The following is a 16,459-nucleotide window of genomic DNA, read 5'->3' on the forward strand; positions in this document are numbered from 1 at the left end:
GCTCCCTCAACCGACGCTGCGCGTCGACCTCTCCCCCAGAGGGAGAGGTTAAGAGGATAGCCTAAGCCAGAGGAGAAAAGCATGGCGGAAATCGAACTCAAGCATGTCGGCAAGAGCTATGGCAATGTGCAGGTGCTCAACGACATCTCGCTCGACATGGCCGATGGCGAATTCGTCGTGCTGGTCGGGCCCTCGGGCTGCGGCAAGTCCACGCTGTTGCGCATGATCGCAGGGCTGGAGGACATTACCTCCGGCCAGATCACCATTGCCGGCAAGGTCGTCAACAACATGCCGGCCAAGGAGCGGGACATCGCCATGGTGTTCCAGTCTTATGCGCTCTATCCGCATATGAAGGTCGCGGACAATATGAGCTTCTCGCTCCGCCTGGCAGGGACCCCCAAACCCGAGATCAAGACGCGGGTGGCGGAGGCGGCTGAGATCCTCGGCCTCGAAAACCTGCTCGAGCGGCTGCCGCGCGAACTCTCGGGCGGCCAGCGCCAGCGCGTCGCCATGGGGCGGGCTATCGTTCGCAATCCGCGCGCCTTCCTTTTCGATGAGCCCCTGTCCAACCTCGACGCCAAGCTGCGCGTGAAAATGCGTGGCGAGATCAAGCGGCTGCACCAGCGGCTGGGCAAGACCATGGTCTATGTGACCCACGACCAGACCGAAGCCATGACCATGGCTGACAAGATCGTCGTGCTCAATGGCGGCCGCATCGAGCAGGCCGGCGCGCCACTCGACCTCTACAACAACCCGGCAAACCTGTTCGTCGCCGGCTTCATCGGCTCGCCGGAGATGAACCTGTTCGACGCGCGCTATGAAGGCGGCACCAGTGTCGCCATTGCCGGTGGTCAGGCGCTGCCGCTCGGCATGGCGCTTGATGTGCCCGCTGTCACCGAGATCGTCTATGGCGTGCGCCCACAGCACATCACGCTGGGCACCGAGGGCGTGCCGGCGGAAGTGCTGGTGGTGGAGCCTACCGGCGATGCGCAGGAAGTGCTGGCGCGGATTGGCGGGGAGGATATCTCCATCGTCGTCCGCGACCACGCTTTGCTGAGTGCAGGGCAGACGGTGCAGCTGGTGATTGATCCCGGCCGGATTTTTGTGTTCGACAAGGCCACGGGCCTGAGGCTGCGGTGATGTCTCACTTCCGGGCGACCCCACCTAACCTCCCCCGGCAGAAGGGGGAGGGATCTGCCGGTTCATGTTGGACAATCGAAGCAAACGCGATCGGTCCCTCCCCCTATCAGGAGGAAGTTAGGTGGGGGTGCCTATGACCTTCGCCCAAAAAACCTTCGACCCCACCGCGACCGGTCCGCTCACTGGCATTCGTGTGCTGGATCTCTCCCGGCTGATGGCGGGGAATATGCTCAGCCTGCAGCTGGCTGACTTTGGGGCCGATGTCATCAAGATCGAGCCGCCTGAGGGCGATCCGTTGCGGGACTGGAAGGATGATGGTCACTCGCTGTTCTGGAAGACCTATGGGCGCAACAAGCGCTCGGTGATGCTGAACCTGCGCCAGAAACAGGCCATGGCGGCGCTGTGGGCGCTGGTCGAGACGGCGGATGTGTTCATCGAAAATTTCCGTCCCGGCACGCTGGAAAAGATGGGGTTGGCGCCGGAAAAACTGCTGGAGCGCAATCCCGACCTGATCGTGGTGCGCATTTCAGGCTTCGGCCAGACCGGGCCCTATGCGCATCTGCCGGGCTTCGGCACTATTGTCGAGGCGATGAGCGGCTTTGCCGATCGCACCGGTTTTCCCGATCGGGAGCCGGTGCTGCCGCCGCTGGCGCTGGCCGACATGATCGCCGGCATCTATGGCGCCTCCTCGACCATGATGGCGCTTTATGCGCGCCAGGTGGGGACGGCGCGCGGGCAGGTGATCGATCTGAGCCTGCTTGAACCCATGTTTTCGGTGTTGGGGCCGGAGGCGGCGATCCATGCCGTTACCGGCAAGGTCAAGCAGCGTGTCGGCAGCGCCTCCAATACCGCCTCACCGCGCAATGTCTACCAATGCGCCGACGGCAAATATCTTGCCCTATCCGGCTCGACGCCGGCGGTGGCAAAGCGCATTTTCGAGATCATCGGTTGCCCCGCCATGAATGATGATCCGCGCTTTGCCACCAATTCCGATCGCGTGAAAAACCGGGCGCTGGTGGATGAGGCCATCGGCGGCTGGTTTGCCACCCGCGACAGTGCCGACGCGCTGGCCACGATGCGCGCGGCCGGCGCCACCGTTGGCCCGGTCTATAATATTGCCGATGCCATGGACGATGCGCATTTTCAGGAGCGGGAAATCATCGTCGATGCCGCCGATGACAGGTTCGGGACCCTGCCCATGCACAATATCGTGCCGCGCCTTTCGGCGACACCGGGCCAGTGGCGCTTGCCGGCGCCGGAGCTTGGGGAGCATACCGATACGGTGCTGCGCGAGGCGGGCCTTGATCCGGAAACGCTGGCGGGAGAAGATGGCTGATGCGGTCGCTGCTTTACGTGCCGGCCCATTCCGAGCGCTTTCTCGCCAAGGCGCATGTGCGCGGCGCCGACGCTGTCATTCTCGACCTCGAGGATTCGGTGCCAGAAGCGGACAAGGATGCGGCGCGGAACGGGCTGGCCGAGGCCGTGGCCTCGGTGCGCCGCGGCGGTGGCAAGGTGGTGGTGCGCATCAATGCCGGGGGGCGGCAGGACGAGGACGCACTGGCGGCCTGTCGCGCCGGAGCGGATCTGCTCTATGTACCCAAGGTGCAACGGCCCGAGGCACTGGCAGCGCTGGCGAGCGCGCTGGAATCCGTTGAAGGCGAGAGGGGGCGTGAGCCCATGGGCTTCGTCGCCCTGCTCGAGGATATCGGCGCCGTGCAGGATGCGCGCGCCATCGCCACCGCGCCGAGATTGGTCGGCATGAGCGTGGGCGGTGAGGACCTGGCGCTGTCGCTCGGTGCGGAACCGACGCCCGAAGTGCTGCGATTGCCAAAATTGCTGGTGCATTACGCTGCCAAGGAACGCGGCCTGCTCTCCATCGGCATGCTTCGCTCCACCGCCGACTATTCGGACACTGACGGGGTGGCCGCAGCGGCGCGCGAAGCCCGGGCCCATGGCTTTGACGGCGCCACCTGCGTCCATCCGGCGCTGGTGCCGGTGCTCAACGAGCATTTCGCGCCCAGCTCTGCGCAACGCGACTGGGCCGAACGGGTAGTGCTTGAAGCCGCCAAGGGGCAGGGCGCCTTCCAGATCGACGGCCGCATGGTCGATGCGCCGGTCATCGCTCGCGCCCGGGCCATTCTGGCGCGGGGCTGAAGCCGCTTATCCATCTCGCTTCATTCATTTGAAGGAAGCCAGGCGGCAGCGCCCGGTTTTAGATCGAGCCCGTCGCAATGGTTCGGAGGACCACACGATGAAGCTCGCACCCGCTGCAATTGCCCTTTTATTGCTGTGCCCGCTGCCGGCACAGGCACAGTCTGCCGATCTGTGGGCGTCCTATTCGGTCAACAGCCAGACCGGCGCCTGGGGCTTCGCGGTGGGCAGGCCCTCCCAGCAGGCGGCCTATAATGATGCGCGCAATGGCTGCCGCCGAACCGGTTGCTATGAGGCGCTGTCTAAGTTCGCCCGCTGCGTCGCCCTCTATGCCGCAGTCGCCAATGGCCGGCATTATTTCCGCGGCGGCAGCAGCGAAAGCCTCGCCGGCGCCGAGAACGTAGCGAAACGGCAGTTTCCCAACACGCTGCAGCCAAGGAAGGTTCACAGCATCTGCATATGAGGGCAGGATTGTTGTCGCCATGAACCGCACAAGGAGATTTGCCACCATGAAAGCTGCCCTGCCAGTGCTGGCTCTGCTGCTTGCCTCGCCAGCCTTTGCCCAAGGTGATGGCCTGCCGCTGCTGCGGGTCTATATCGACACGCCCTATTTTTATGAGCTGGTCGCCTACAATGTCGAGGAGAGCGGGGATCATCAGCGCTTCGACCTCGTGGTGGAAGGCAAGGAAGTGGGCACCGCTGCCATCGACCTCGACTGCGCCTCAGGCGAATTCAGCCAGACCGAGACCGAGCCGCTGACGGGGTCCGCGGCATCGTTCATCGAGCCGGCCGTGCGCGCCTATCGACAGCTGCTGTGCTGAGAGGCAGGGCGACGCTCATTCATTTGGATGATTTCGGCGCCGCCCCGTTGTGACAGTCTTCTCCGGCCGGGGGGCTTGAGGAGTATCCAAGATGACGACACCATACGCTCACCCAAGCCGACCGATCACCGCAATCGCAGCCTCGAGCATGCCCGGAGCTTCGGCACGGTCCGGGCGCTTCGCCGCCAGGATCAGGCGCCTCTGTGCTGCACTGGGTCTTTTGGCGCTCGCCGGGGCGCAGGCGCAGGCGCTCGACCTGCAAATGAACGGCGCCATCAAGATCGACCCGACCATCATCAAGGCATTGCCGGGTCCGCTGCCGGTCCAAATCATCGGCAAGGGCTGCACCTTCTACGAGCACAAGAACGGCGGCGGCGAACGCTGGCACAAGGCAGTGGGCTGGGTGGCGGCCAAATATTCGGACCAGACCTCCTATGCCGAGGTGGTGACCTATACCGGCGACTGGTGGAACGACCGCATCTCCTCGCTCACCTGCGATGACAGCGACAAGGTCCATTGCTCGGTGGCGGTCTATCCCGATCGCGATCGTCGCGGCGGCGAAGCGATCTTCTGGGGCGGCATGGGGATGATCAATCTCGACAGATGGGGGCTGAACGACAAGGTCTCGTCCTTCTCGATCTTCTGCAACCTGATGAAATGATCGCTCTGCACCGGCCGCCTGCTCAACTGGAGCGGGCGTGCCCGTGCCAGGCAAGGAGATGTTCATGTCCCGCTTCTTTTTCGGGTGCCTCGCCGGCACGATAACCATGTCGCTGCTCTTCGCGCCGCTGATGGTGCAGGCGCAGAACCAGGGCAATAGCGTGCATGCTCCCTTTCAGGTGATTGGCGCCTCTGGCAGTCCCATCCTCAAGATCGAGGAGTCCAATGCCGGTGTCATGCTCACCCTGTTCGGGCCGGGCAATACCGGGGCCCGGCTGGAGACGACGGCGGATGGAACCATCCTCAACCTCTCCTCGTCGGGCAACAATGTGATCAACCTGTTCGCGACCCCCAATGAGGTGTCGGTGAACGCAGTGCATGGCAATCGCGTCACGCGCATGATCACCGACACCAGCGAACAGAGTTTCGTGATGGAGGCGCAGGGCGCGCGGGTGGTCGACATCGGCAGCAAGGCCTCAACCAATGCCGCCTTGCGCATTGCCAGCCCAAGCGGCGCCATGGCGGTGCAGATCGGCTCGAACCGCAGCAATGGCGGGGCAGGGGCCGTCTATGTCAACGACAGCGCCGGCAAGATGACGGGCTTCCTTGTTTCCCTGGCGAATGCGGCCGCGGCCGTCGGCATCAGCCTGGGCGGCTCGGAAGTGGCCAAGCTCGAACCCAATGCGGCCAATTCCGGCGGCAAGCTGACGCTGGCCGACACCAATGGCAATCCATCGGTCATCGCCGGGCTAACCAGCAGTGGCGATGGCACGGTGTGCATCTATGACAGAAAGGGCCAGTCTTGCTATTGACCCTGCCCGGAGCACGCAGAGGGCGGGTGCCGAGATGAGCGCCGCCCCCAACCCGACCAAGCCCGGATGGGCCGAGAGCTGGGCCTCCAAGAGCGCAGTGGCCAAGCGGCTGCAGCTGAGCTCGATACAGACGCGCATCCAGATCGCCGTATTGGTGTTTCTGTTTTCGCCGCTGGTGGGCTTTGCGCTGATCGGCTTCGGCTGGAACAATTATCTCTGGATTCTCGGTGTGCCGCTGCTGGCGCTGGGCCTGCTGGCCTGGGTGGCCTTGCCCGTGGTCGCTGCCGGTGCCATCGTCTACATGGTGATCCGCACCATTCAACAGGGGATGACCCCGGCACCGCCGCAACCGGCTGCCGCAATGGTCGGCGATTTGCCCGACGACCCCAGCCTTGCGCCGGTGCTGGCCGAGCTGAAAACAGTCCGCGACAAACTCGCTGCGCAGCAGAAGGCGGCCCTGCTCCAGGGCATGCCAATTGTCTGCCTGATTGCCGGCGCGCTTGCCGTCTGGGTGGTCAGCAGCAGCTCCGGCTTCAATCCGCTGGCCGTTGCTCTGGTGACGGGATTGCCGGTTTTGCTCGGATTTTTTCTCATTTCCCGGCCGTTCGAGCAGCAGTTCCGCGAGGTTTTCAAAAGCCAGGTGCTGCCGATCTTGCTGCAGCGCCACGGCACGTTGCAACGTCGATCAGAAGCCCTGACCCGCTTCACCCCCGCCGCAGAGATGGGTGTGGTGGCCCGCCATGGCGAAGTATTGTTCGACGACGTGTTCAGCGGCATGCATGCCGGTCATGGGGTCGAGATTGCTGATGCAATCCTGCTGGTCCCCAGGAGTGAAGAGGATCGGCGCGGCCCGCGCAAGACCCAGCACCGGGTGCTGGCGATCACGCTCGACCTTGGGCGGTCCGTGCCTGCGACCACCGCCGTTATCGACGCCAAGCGCAACCGTGACTATTTTGCTGCGCCCGGTTCGTCCTATGAGCGGCTGGAGCTGGAAGACGTGGTGTTTGCCTCGGTCTACCACGTCTATGCGACCGACCAGATCGGCGGACGGGCGCTGCTGACGCCGGCGGTGATGCGACGCCTGGTCGAGGCGGCCGATGGGCACGACTTCATGCCGCCGACGCTGTTGGCGCAGGGCAACAAGCTGCAGCTGTTTCTCGTCACCTATAACGAGCGCGACCTGTTCGAGCCCGCCAGCGTCAGAACCGCCGACATGGCCACCCATGTCCAGGTCATCGACCGCGACCTGGCGCAACTGTTCGCGATTCTGGACACGCTGGTCGAGGTGGCAGACACACTGGCTACCCCTGCCACCGGCTTCTCCCCCACCGATCTGCCCTGACCCTGGAGGCGTTTATGGAAATTCTGCTGGTCACCGTTCTCGCCATACCGGCGCTGATCTACTTCTGGTACGTCGCTACCGTGCGGGCTCGCAACAAAGTGGGCGAGGCGCTGGGCGCGATCGACGCGCAATTGCAGCAGCGGCACGATCTGATCCCCAATGTCCTCACCATCGCCCGACGTTTCCTCGAACATGAAAAAAGCTTGCTCGAGGAAATCACCGCCTTGCGCGCCAGGGCAGAGCCGAGCCTGGGGGAACGTGATTTCACCAAGATCGGTACCAAGTTCGAAACCGAGGCACGGCTCGGGGCGGACATGACCCGACTGTTTGCCCTGGCCGAGAATTATCCCGAGCTCACCTCGAGCGGGCCAATGATGGAAGCCCAGCGCAGCTATCGCGAGGTCGAGAACAACATTGCCGCCGCGCGCCGCTTCTACAACAGTGCGGTCAACGGGTTGCGCAATGTCACTGAAACCTTCCCCGGCCCATTGGTGGCCCGCCTTGCCGGCGTGACGGGCCTGCCGCCGTTCTTTGCCGCTGTCGAAGGCGCCGAAAAGCCCATCGCCGCCGCCGATTTCCTGGGGAGCGCATCGTGAAGACATCCGCCTTTGTCATTCTGGCGCTTGTCCTGACGTCCTCGGTGGGCCTGGGGGGAACCTTTCCGGTGCCAACGCCCGATCCACACGCCTCCAGCTGGGGAGAGAGAGGCTCGTTCACGCTGCACTATTATGGGGCGCTCGACGACGGCACGGCCTGTCCGGCCTCGCCGAACATGCTCAAATTCGGCATTGAGGACGAAAGCGGGGTGCTGCGATATCTGCACGGCTTTGGGGTCGACCCCGAAATCGCCGAGGATCTGCGGGTGCCATTTCAGGTCGGGCAGTTCTGCACCCTAGCCTTCGACGGCGAGGTCCGATTCCTGATGCATCACGGCACCCAGGCCCGCATTCGACCCTCGGCCGTGTCGCCGCCCGAGGAGATCGAACCCTGACGGATCAGTCGGCTGCCTGACAGATCATGGCGAACTGAATGACCGCCTGCTCGTCGCTGGTTTGAATGACACCGATGCCGGTTTCCTTGTCGTAAAGCGACAACAGGTGCACCGGGGCACTGTCCTTCCCACCCTGTGGCAAATAGTTTCCCTCGAGCGCCACCGCGGCTTCAGAAATGTCGGTGCGTTTGGCGGCCCCCTCGAGACAGCTGGACGACGAACACAGCCGGATGAATGGTGTGTCGATGGAAAGCCCGATCGTGGTGACCGAGCACATGTCGAAGGGCATGTCGGCGCATTCATCGGCGCCGCAGACCGTCGCCCGTTGACAGCTGCAAGTGAGGTCGGCAGCCAAGATGGCGGTTGAAGACGGGCCTGCCAGGAGCAGGGTGGCTGCGGTCAGGATAGCGCGGCGCATGGCGGTGGCCTCCGATTGGTCATGCGCCCAAAATCGCGGCTTGCAGCCGGCGATGCACCATTCGTTTGAATGATGAGACCGATTTTTTTGCGTGCCAGTATCGGTCGGTCGGCGGCCTTTCGCGTGGCGTGGGAGGCTGGCCATTTGAGCGGGAGCCATATCATGCAGCCCAACATTCGCAGGCTTGTTTTTGCCCTCCTCTTGCCGCTCGCCGGACCAGCGCTGGCAGAGGATATCGACTGCACCGACTTCATGACAGGCAAGTGGGTGGGGGTCGGCGAGGTCAGTAATTTCGGCCAGATCATCAACGTCGACAATACGCTGATCCTGGACGCGGATGGTACCTTCAAGACCGCTTACCGGTTCCAGCATAAGGGGCAGGATTGGCAGCAGCAGACCATGGAGGGAGCGTGGACTGCCCAGTCCGGCGAAGACGCTGGCACCTGCGCGGTGAGCATGGCCATCGAGGGCACACTCGAAAATGGCGGCAGCTATTCCAGCAGCTCGCAATCCACCTATGTCATTGTCGATGCAGACACGGTGACCTCGATGGATTTCCCGCTTCAGCGGATGAAGGATGACACGGAGGGATCGGCGCCCCCAGCCTCGCAATAGCCTTGGGGCACCTTAGGCGGCAGCAACTAGCCGGCGAAGGGCACCGGCAGCGTCGAGAGCAGCAGGGCGACCAACTGGCTTTGCCGTGCCGTGCCGGTCTTGCGCAACAATTGCGCCAGCTGCGTGCGCACCGTTGGCAGCGACAGACCGCGCGCCAACGCCGATTCGGCGGGTGACTTGCCCTCGATCAGCGCCACGGCGAGCTCGGTCTCCCGCACAGTGAGGTTGAACATGGTGCCGACGCGCGCCGCCAGATCGGGCGGCAGACGCATGGCCAGGTCCTGCAGGGCCAGATAGGCGCCATTGAGCTCCGGCAGCCCTTTCACGAACAGGTGGTGACCCGGAATGAACGAGGCGGCGATGGCGGCGCCGCTCTCGGGATTGCGGAAGATGAGATTGCTGCCCTGCCCGGGGACGGGAAACTCGCCCATGGCGGCGCGTAGGGCGCTCAGCAGGCGCTGGGATTGCGCGGAGTCAAAGGCACGCAGCATGGAGTGACGGGCACTCAACGCTCCATCGGGCCCCGCGAGAATAGCGTCCGCCGTCTGGTTGGCCCAGGATATCCGGCCATTCTTCTCGACCGCCAGCCAACCGATGGCCTGGCCATCGAGCACCGCGCCGGTCTGCTGCAGCCGGCTGCGCGCCAGGCGGATATGCAGTTCCATGGCATGGCGCATGGTGGGCTGGATGGCATTGAGCACTTCCTTATCCGCCTCGCCAAAGCGCTCGATTCTGCCGCCGCGTGACATCATGAGATAGCTGCCGGTCGCCCCGCTCCAGCACAGATTCATGACGGCGGCGCTATGCTGGTGCTGCGGCCGCATCCACTCGTCGAAGAAGGTCGTGCGCCGAAAGTTCCGCCGCTCGAGCAGGCAAGTATCGGTAACAATCTGCCCCAGTCGCAGCGTCCTGACCGCAGGCACGAACGGGTTGGCGGCCTGAAGGCGGCGATAGAGCTCGCTGTAATGGACGCCACAATCGCCATAGAGCAGCTGGTCCTGACCGCTCGCTGCGTCGATGGTCGACACCGCAATGAGATCGGCATCCAGCATCTCGCGCACGCCGCGGGCGGCCGCCGTCCAATCTTCCTCCCCAAGTGCCGCCTGGTAGAAGCTGGTCTTGAGATCTTCGAGCTTGTCCATCGATGCTCTTCCAACCCTGAAGCACCCCGCACCTCAACCCTAGCGCCCAAGCCCAACGAGCCCATCATTCATATGGATGAGAACAAATCACAAATCTCGGTGCGGGCAGGGGGAAAGTGGAGGGATAGGCGCGCGGAAAACTTGACCGGCCACCCCTGGCGCGACACCGCGCAGGTGTATCGGCGGCACGCTGGAGCAGAAGGCGCTGAGACCGGCTGTGGCGCTGGATTGGAAGCCATGTTGAGGTGGAGAAGGAGTTTGGCTGGGGAACCTGGATTCGAACCAAGATCGACGGAGTCAGAGTCCGCTGTTCTACCATTGAACTATTCCCCAGCAGAGCCTGCTGGCTGGCGGCTTGGGCAGCGGGGCTGCTTGGCGGCGCGAGGTGTGCATAGACAATGCCGCGGCGGATTGCAAGCGCCTGAACACAGGTTTGCGTGGAGATCGTGTGCATTGCGCTTCGCTTCCCCTTGCACTACCTTGGTTTTCAACAACGCAAATGCGTGCGTTCGGGCGCGGCCCAGCTTTCTGGACCAGCGACCGTGCATGCCAAGGAGACGACAGTGACCGATTCTCGTCGGTCCGCCGTGGCTTCAGCCCCCCGGGCCGAGGCAGGGGTTCGTGCACCGTCCGGTTCCGGCCGGGCAGAGCGGGGAGGCTTGTCCTCGTCGAGCGCGGAACCACGGTCAGGGCCATCACCCACCCAACGGCGCTATCGCGGGCCGCTCTATGCGGCGCTTGACCTTGGCACCAATAATTGTCGCCTGCTGATCGCCAAGCCGCATGACCACGGTTTTCGCGTGCTCGACGGCTTTACCCGCATCGTCCGGCTCGGCGAGGGCGTCTCGGTCACCGGGCGGCTCTCGGACGCGGCCATGGAACGCACCATGGACGCGCTGCGCCATTGCCGCAATAAACTGCGCGACCATCAGCCGACGCGCATGCGCCTCATCGCCACCGAAGCCTGCCGGGCGGCGGAAAATGGTCCCGCTTTCCTGGCCCGGGTCAAGGATGAGCTGGGGATCGAGCTCGAAATCGTCGATCGTCGCACCGAGGCCGAACTGGCGGTCACCGGCTGCGCCGACCTGATCGACAGCAGTGCCCAGGGCGCCTTGATGTTCGACATCGGTGGCGGCTCCTCGGAACTGGCCTGGCTGGATTTTCGCGGCGGCCGCCCGCGCTCGCAGGGGCGCATGGCGGCCTCGATCCGCTCCTGGCAGTCGCTGCCGGTCGGCGTGGTCTCGATTGCAGAAAAATTCGGCGGCGTGAATGTGACGCCCGAGGTGTTCGAGGCCATGGTGGCTTATGTCGCCGAGCATCTGCGCCAGTTTCGCGGCCGGGAAAAGCTGCGGCAGATGATCGCCACCCATCCGGTGCACCTGATCGGCACGTCGGGCACGGTGACGACGCTGGCCGGGCTGCATCTGGGGCTCGAGCGCTATGAGCGGCAGAAGGTGGACGGGCTGTGGATGCGCCGCGACGAGGTGGACGACACCATGCGGGCGCTGCTGAGCATGCCGTTCGAGCGGCGCGTGGCCCATTCCTGCATCGGCAAGGATCGCGCCGACCTGGTTCTGCCGGGCTGTGCCATTTTCGAGGCCATTCGGCGCGAATGGTCGACCGAGCGGGTGCGCGTCGCCGATCGTGGCCTGCGCGAAGGCATTCTGATATCGCTTATGGATGCGGACCGGCCCTATAAACGGCCGAACCGACCCGGACGGAGGACTGGCAATGGCCAATAACAAGGCGCTTGGCACTGGCGGCCGCAAGTCGGACAAGGATCTCAAGATCCGGGTGAAGACCGCCAAGGGCCGCACCGTGGCCTCGACCAAATGGCTGCAACGCCAGCTCAACGATCCCTATGTCGCGCGCGCCCGCGCCGAAGGCTATCGCTCGCGCGCGGCCTTCAAGATCAAGGAGATCGACGAAAAGCATAAATTCTTCAGGAAGGGTATGCGCGTCGTCGATCTGGGCGCGGCCCCCGGCGGCTGGTCGCAGGTGGCCGCCGCCGCCGTGGGTTCGACGGTGGAAAAGCCGCTGGTCGTGGGCATCGACTATCTCGATATGGACCCTATTCCCGGCGTTATCCTGCTCAAGAAGGATTTCACCGAGGAAGACGCGCCGGCGATGTTGATCGAAGCCATGGGCGGGCAGGGGGCCGATGTGGTGATGAGCGATATGGCCTGGCCGACCACCGGCCACCGCGCCACCGATCACCTGCGCATCGTGCATCTCATCGAGATCGCCGCCGATTTCGCCATCCAGGTGCTGCGGCCGGGCGGGTCCTTCGTGGCGAAGGTGTTCCAGGGCGGCACCGAGCATGAGCTGCTGCACATGCTCAAGCGCCACTTCAACACCACCTTCCACGTCAAGCCGCCCTCGAGCCGCAAGGATTCGGCCGAGGCCTATCTGGTGGCGAAGGGGTTCAAGGGGCGGACAGAGGGCGAGGAGGGGCAGGCCGACGAATAGGGCGAACCCGAGCCGCCCGTGGCGCGTTACCCTGCTGTTACCAAGAGCAAGGAGATAGCCATGGCCGCCACCCGCCGCAGTGAAGAGCGACTTCTCGATGCCGATGAGCAGAAGCTCGTTGCCGGTGCCCGCCACCCTGAATTGTCGGAAATGCAGGCCGATGACCTGCGCAAGCTGGCGCGCTCGCTGCGTGAGCGGCGCGATAAGGCCACGCGCGCCGTCCGCAAGGGCAATCGCGCCGCCAAGGGCAGCGACAAGGCCGGTGACGCCGAGCGCGGCAATCGCGAAAAGGCCGGACTGATCCAGTCGGCCATCGCCCGGGTCAACAAGGAATTCGCCCGCCGTGGTGAAGCGCGGGAGTAGTTTTTGGCTCGGTCTGGCCGGGCTTAGCTACCGATCATCTGAGCAAGCCCGCTGAGCACGCTTCGCGGGTTGGTAAAGCCCAGCCCGGCCCCGAATGCCAAGCCAAGGGCGCCCAGGATAATCTCTCCGGCCAAATTGTATTGCGACCCCAGACCATTTCAAACTGAGGTGGGTTCTCGGCGCTTTCGCCTCCCTCCCCCTTGAGGGGAGGGATTGAGGGTGGGGGCCCATTAGTGGATCACTGAACCACCCCCACCCCGGCCCTCCCCCTCGAGGGGGAGGGAGGCGAAAGCGCCGCGTCAAACAGAACGTAAAACACTCCAAATAGACAAAGCCGATAGTCTTGCCCGCGGTGCACAAAGCAGTCCAAAAGCCGTGGAAACGGTGCATGGGGGTGATGTGGCGAGTAGTCGGCTCGACGACAAGGTCAACGTTGCCGACGACGTTAATTGCCACCAGCGCCTCAATGCATATGCGGGCCGCCCATCAACTGGTGGCCCGCATTTTTGGGCAGGCGCAGGAACAGTAGCGTCGCAATCGCGCCGACCGCTGCCACGACATAGAAGGCGATGTGGAAATCGGCCAGTGCCAGTTCGCCGCCGCCGCGAGTGCGATGCGCCAGTTCCAGAATGCCGCCGCCCAAAGCCACACCCATGGCGAACATCAACTGACCCCAGACCTGGCTCATCACATTGGCCTGGCCTGCGTCCTTGTCTTCGATATCGGCGAAGGTGAAGGCGTTGGAGCCGGTCCAGAAGGTCGATTGCCAGAAGCCGGTGAAGACCAGGATGGCAAGGATCAGCGGAATGGGAGTGTCAGGCGTATAAAAGCCCATTGCCAGGATGCCGGCCCCGGAAATGGCGGTTGAGATCACCAGCGGATATTTGAAGCCCCAATGGGCAAAAATCCAGTTGGCGACGAACTTTGCGGCCAGCGCACCGATGGCGCCGGCAAAGGTCACCATGCCGCTTTCGAAAGGGCTGAGGCCGAAGGCCAGCTGCAGCATCAGCGGGAATAGGAAGGGCGTCGCGCCCTGGCCGAGCCGGAAAAAGGTGCCGGCGACGATGGCGATGCGGAAATTGCGCACCTTGAGCAGGCGCAGATCGAGCAGGGGATATTCGGTGCTGAGGGCGTGGCGCATATAGATGTAGCCCAGACCGATGCCGGCCGTGGCGGCGATAGCACCGACCAGCGGCGGCAAAGCGGGCAGGCTCATCACGGAACAGCCAAAGGCGAACAGCGCGAAGGCGAGGCCGGCAAGCACAAAGCCCTTGCCATCGATGCGGCGCGGTCGGTTGCGTTGCTCATTGGGCAGCGCCAGCCCCACCAGGGCCATGCCGAGCAGGCCGATGGGGATATTGATGATGAAGATCCAGTGCCAGGAGAAATAGGTGGTGAGGAAGCCGCCGAAGGGCGGGCCGACAATGGGACCGATGAGGCCCGGAATGGTGAGCCAGGCCATGGCGTCGACCAACTGATGGCGCGGCGTGGCGCGAACCAGCACCAGGCGCGCCACGGGGCCCATCATGGCGCCACCCATGCCCTGCACGAAGCGGGCGATGACGAATTCGGCCAGCGAGCCGGAAAAGGCGCAGCCCACCGAGCCGATCATGAATACCAGCATGGCCAGGCGAAAAACGCGGCGCGCCCCAAAACGGTCGGCCATCCAGCTCGAAATCGGAATGAAGATGGCCAGCGCCACGAGATAGGCGGTGAGCGCCAGTTTCAACGAAATGGGATCGGTGCCGATATCGGCGGCGATGGCCGCCAGCGAGGTGGCGATTACGGTCGAGTCCATGTTCTCCATGAACACGGCGGTGGCAAGAATCAGCGGCGTGGTACGCGACACGGCAAAACGTGACCGGAGAAAAATCTCTCCGGCTACTCCCTGGAAATGGCCCTGTGGCCGGAAACATTGCTGCCGGCATCGGCCGGCAGGCGGAAATAGATGAGCCCCGCCAAAGCGCTGAGCCCGCCAACGACAAAAAACGCGATCTGGAAATCGATCAGCGAAACCTCTCCACCATGCATGCGGCTGGAAATCTCGATGATGGCGCCGGCCACGGCGACACCGAAGGCGACCGAGAGTTGCTGGCCGACGGCGACGATGGCGGTGGCCTGGCTGGCTTCCTCGTCGGAGATGTCGGCATAGCCGATGGCGTTGGAGCCGGTGAAGAACACCGAGCGCAATATCCCGCCGACCAGCAGCACCAGCATCATCAGCGGCACCGGCGTATCAGCATGGAAAAAGCCCTGGGCGGCAATCAACAACCCGCCGAATACCGCCGCAAAGCCCAGCACGCGCGGAAAGCCGAGCCGGGCGAAGACACGTTCGGCAATGAACTTGCTCATGATGGCGCCGATGGCGGAGACGAAGGTGATGGCGCCGGACTGGAAGGGATTGAGCCCGAAGCCGAGCTGCAGCATCAGCGGCAAGAGGAACGGCACCGCGCCCACGCCAATGCGGAACAGCGATCCGCCGGTGATCGAGGCGCGGAACAATTTGTGGCGGAACAGTTTGGGATCGAGCAGGGGATACTTGGTCTTGCGGGCATGCAGGAGGTAGAGCAGCGCGGCAGTAATGCCGACCGCCAGGGTCAGATAGCCATAGATGATTGGCAGGGCCGGCAGGCTGACGACCGACAGGCCGAAGACCATGCCCGAAAAGGCGATGGCGGCGATGAAGAAGCCGACGATATCGACCGGGCGAGGGGTGCGCTCGTCGGGCACTTGCAGAAAGATGCCGGACAGAATGATGCCGGCAATGCCGATGGGAATATTGATCCAGAAGATCCAGTGCCAGCTGAGATAGGTGGTGAGGAAGCCGCCGATCAATGGGCCGGTGACGGGGGCGATCAGCGCCGGCACCGTGAGCCAGGCCATGGCCGAAACCAGCTCGTTGCGCGGCGTGGAGCGCACCAGCAGCAGGCGTCCAACCGGGGTCATCATCGAGCTGCCTATGCCCTGGAAGAAGCGCGACATCACGAAGGTTTCGAGCGAATAGGAGAAGGCACAGGCCAGCGAGCCCATCATGAAGACGACGATGGCCAGGCGGAACACGTTCTTGGCGCCGAAGCGATCGGCCATCCAGCCGCTGATGGGAATGAAGATGGCCAGCGCCACGAAATAGGCGGTAAGCGCCAGTTTCAGCGCAATCGGCTCGGTGCCGATATCGGCAGCGATTGCGGGAAGGGAGGTGGCGATGACGGTGGAGTCCATCTGTTCCATGAACAGGGCCACCGCCAGGATGAGCGGGGTAACGCGGATAGAGGGCATGGGACTGGAAATCAGCGGCCAGAAGTGAGCCGCGACGGCACTATGGATGGCTTTGCGCCACTTGGCCAGTCAAACCTAACGCTTATCGCACGGCCGGGACGCGCTGTCTTCCCGGAAAAAACGCAAGCATTTCCTGCATTGCAGGCGGGTCCGGCCCCTATGCAAGCGGGGTGTCCGGTGCTATTGACCCTCGCCAACCTGAACCCGCGCAGTTCCGTCGCCGGTTCATATTCCAACATATCTGGTTTCTATCAGAAGG

General features: G+C 63.7%; 18 protein-coding genes and 1 tRNA gene. 14 read left to right on the forward strand and 5 right to left on the reverse strand.

The annotated features are described in order from the left end of the window. The first annotated feature begins 81 nt into the window (after nucleotides 1-81). The 10 genes from BGO80_RS17170 (at nucleotide 82) to BGO80_RS17215 (ending at nucleotide 7,917) form a co-directional block, all read left to right on the forward strand. Nucleotides 82-1,140 carry an ABC transporter ATP-binding protein gene (locus BGO80_RS17170; protein ID WP_286722549.1) on the forward strand — a complete coding sequence of 353 codons (1,059 nt, stop codon included), beginning with the start codon at nucleotides 82-84 and terminating at the stop codon, nucleotides 1,138-1,140. A gap of 133 nt (nucleotides 1,141-1,273) precedes the next feature. After that, on the forward strand, nucleotides 1,274-2,476 hold the full coding sequence (locus BGO80_RS17175; RefSeq protein WP_286722551.1) for a CaiB/BaiF CoA transferase family protein: 1,203 nt from the start codon (nucleotides 1,274-1,276) through the stop codon (nucleotides 2,474-2,476). Next, a complete protein-coding gene (locus BGO80_RS17180) occupies nucleotides 2,476-3,294 on the forward strand; it encodes an HpcH/HpaI aldolase/citrate lyase family protein (RefSeq protein ID WP_286722553.1) in 819 nt (272 codons plus the stop codon). Before BGO80_RS17175 ends, BGO80_RS17180 begins: the two co-directional genes overlap by 1 nt. 97 nt (nucleotides 3,295-3,391) lie before the next feature. Continuing rightward, entirely contained in the window at nucleotides 3,392-3,754 is a 363-nt protein-coding gene (locus BGO80_RS17185) for a DUF4189 domain-containing protein (RefSeq protein WP_286722555.1), read from the forward strand. A gap of 46 nt (nucleotides 3,755-3,800) precedes the next feature. Then, the gene (locus BGO80_RS17190; protein ID WP_286722557.1) at nucleotides 3,801-4,112 is read left to right on the forward strand and encodes a hypothetical protein; all 312 of its coding nucleotides are present in this window, start codon (nucleotides 3,801-3,803) and stop codon (nucleotides 4,110-4,112) included. Between the two features lie 91 nt (nucleotides 4,113-4,203). Beyond that, the gene (locus tag BGO80_RS17195) at nucleotides 4,204-4,773 is read left to right on the forward strand and encodes a hypothetical protein (protein WP_286722558.1); all 570 of its coding nucleotides are present in this window, start codon (nucleotides 4,204-4,206) and stop codon (nucleotides 4,771-4,773) included. Between the two features lie 64 nt (nucleotides 4,774-4,837). Next, complete coding sequence (locus BGO80_RS17200; protein ID WP_286722560.1) at nucleotides 4,838-5,584, forward strand: hypothetical protein; 747 nt, start codon at nucleotides 4,838-4,840, stop codon at nucleotides 5,582-5,584. 34 nt (nucleotides 5,585-5,618) lie between these two features. After that, entirely contained in the window at nucleotides 5,619-6,926 is a 1,308-nt protein-coding gene (locus tag BGO80_RS17205; protein WP_286722562.1) for a DUF3137 domain-containing protein, read from the forward strand. A 14-nt stretch (nucleotides 6,927-6,940) separates the two neighbouring features. Then, a complete protein-coding gene (locus tag BGO80_RS17210) occupies nucleotides 6,941-7,522 on the forward strand; it encodes a LemA family protein (protein ID WP_286722564.1) in 582 nt (193 codons plus the stop codon). After that, the gene (locus tag BGO80_RS17215; RefSeq protein WP_286722566.1) at nucleotides 7,519-7,917 is read left to right on the forward strand and encodes a hypothetical protein; all 399 of its coding nucleotides are present in this window, start codon (nucleotides 7,519-7,521) and stop codon (nucleotides 7,915-7,917) included. The genes BGO80_RS17210 and BGO80_RS17215 overlap by 4 nt, the downstream gene beginning before the upstream one ends. Nucleotides 7,918-7,921: 4 nt before the next feature. Here the strand turns inward: BGO80_RS17215 and BGO80_RS17220 are convergent, their stop codons facing one another. Continuing rightward, nucleotides 7,922-8,335, reverse strand: a complete 414-nt coding sequence (locus BGO80_RS17220) for a hypothetical protein (RefSeq protein ID WP_126151822.1) — start codon at nucleotides 8,333-8,335, stop codon at nucleotides 7,922-7,924. Between the two features lie 162 nt (nucleotides 8,336-8,497). On the opposite strand from BGO80_RS17220, the gene BGO80_RS17225 reads away from it, so the two are divergent. Next, a complete protein-coding gene (locus tag BGO80_RS17225) occupies nucleotides 8,498-8,950 on the forward strand; it encodes a hypothetical protein (protein WP_286722568.1) in 453 nt (150 codons plus the stop codon). Nucleotides 8,951-8,976: 26 nt separating this feature from the next. Here BGO80_RS17225 and BGO80_RS17230 read toward each other — a convergent pair whose 3' ends face one another. Both BGO80_RS17230 and BGO80_RS17235 read right to left on the reverse strand, forming a co-directional pair. After that, a complete protein-coding gene (locus BGO80_RS17230; RefSeq protein ID WP_286722570.1) occupies nucleotides 8,977-10,092 on the reverse strand; it encodes a helix-turn-helix transcriptional regulator in 1,116 nt (371 codons plus the stop codon). A gap of 259 nt (nucleotides 10,093-10,351) precedes the next feature. Beyond that, nucleotides 10,352-10,425: transfer RNA gene (locus BGO80_RS17235), tRNA-Gln, on the reverse strand. Nucleotides 10,426-10,751: 326 nt separating this feature from the next. Between BGO80_RS17235 and BGO80_RS17240 the strand changes: the two genes are divergently transcribed. Genes BGO80_RS17240 through BGO80_RS17250 form a run of 3 tightly spaced genes read left to right on the forward strand, consistent with a single transcriptional unit; the run spans nucleotide 10,752 to nucleotide 12,924 of the window. Then, nucleotides 10,752-11,834 carry a Ppx/GppA phosphatase family protein gene (locus tag BGO80_RS17240; protein WP_353744213.1) on the forward strand — a complete coding sequence of 361 codons (1,083 nt, stop codon included), beginning with the start codon at nucleotides 10,752-10,754 and terminating at the stop codon, nucleotides 11,832-11,834. Next, nucleotides 11,824-12,561: an RlmE family RNA methyltransferase gene (locus BGO80_RS17245; RefSeq protein WP_286722573.1), complete on the forward strand. Its 738-nt coding sequence runs from the start codon at nucleotides 11,824-11,826 to the stop codon at nucleotides 12,559-12,561. The genes BGO80_RS17240 and BGO80_RS17245 overlap by 11 nt, the downstream gene beginning before the upstream one ends. Nucleotides 12,562-12,621: 60 nt before the next feature. Next, nucleotides 12,622-12,924, forward strand: coding sequence for a hypothetical protein (locus BGO80_RS17250; RefSeq protein WP_126151827.1), 303 nt, complete (start codon nucleotides 12,622-12,624; stop codon nucleotides 12,922-12,924). Nucleotides 12,925-13,387: 463 nt separating this feature from the next. Here the strand turns inward: BGO80_RS17250 and BGO80_RS17255 are convergent, their stop codons facing one another. Next, nucleotides 13,388-14,773, reverse strand: a complete 1,386-nt coding sequence (locus BGO80_RS17255; RefSeq protein WP_126151942.1) for an MDR family MFS transporter — start codon at nucleotides 14,771-14,773, stop codon at nucleotides 13,388-13,390. Between the two features lie 32 nt (nucleotides 14,774-14,805). Continuing rightward, on the reverse strand, nucleotides 14,806-16,200 hold the full coding sequence (locus BGO80_RS17260) for an MFS transporter (RefSeq protein WP_126151943.1): 1,395 nt from the start codon (nucleotides 16,198-16,200) through the stop codon (nucleotides 14,806-14,808). Nucleotides 16,201-16,459: the final 259 nt, after the last annotated feature.

It is taken from the genome of Devosia sp. 63-57 (assembly GCF_001899045.1).
Taxonomy (GTDB): Bacteria; Pseudomonadota; Alphaproteobacteria; order Rhizobiales; family Devosiaceae; genus Devosia; species Devosia equisanguinis.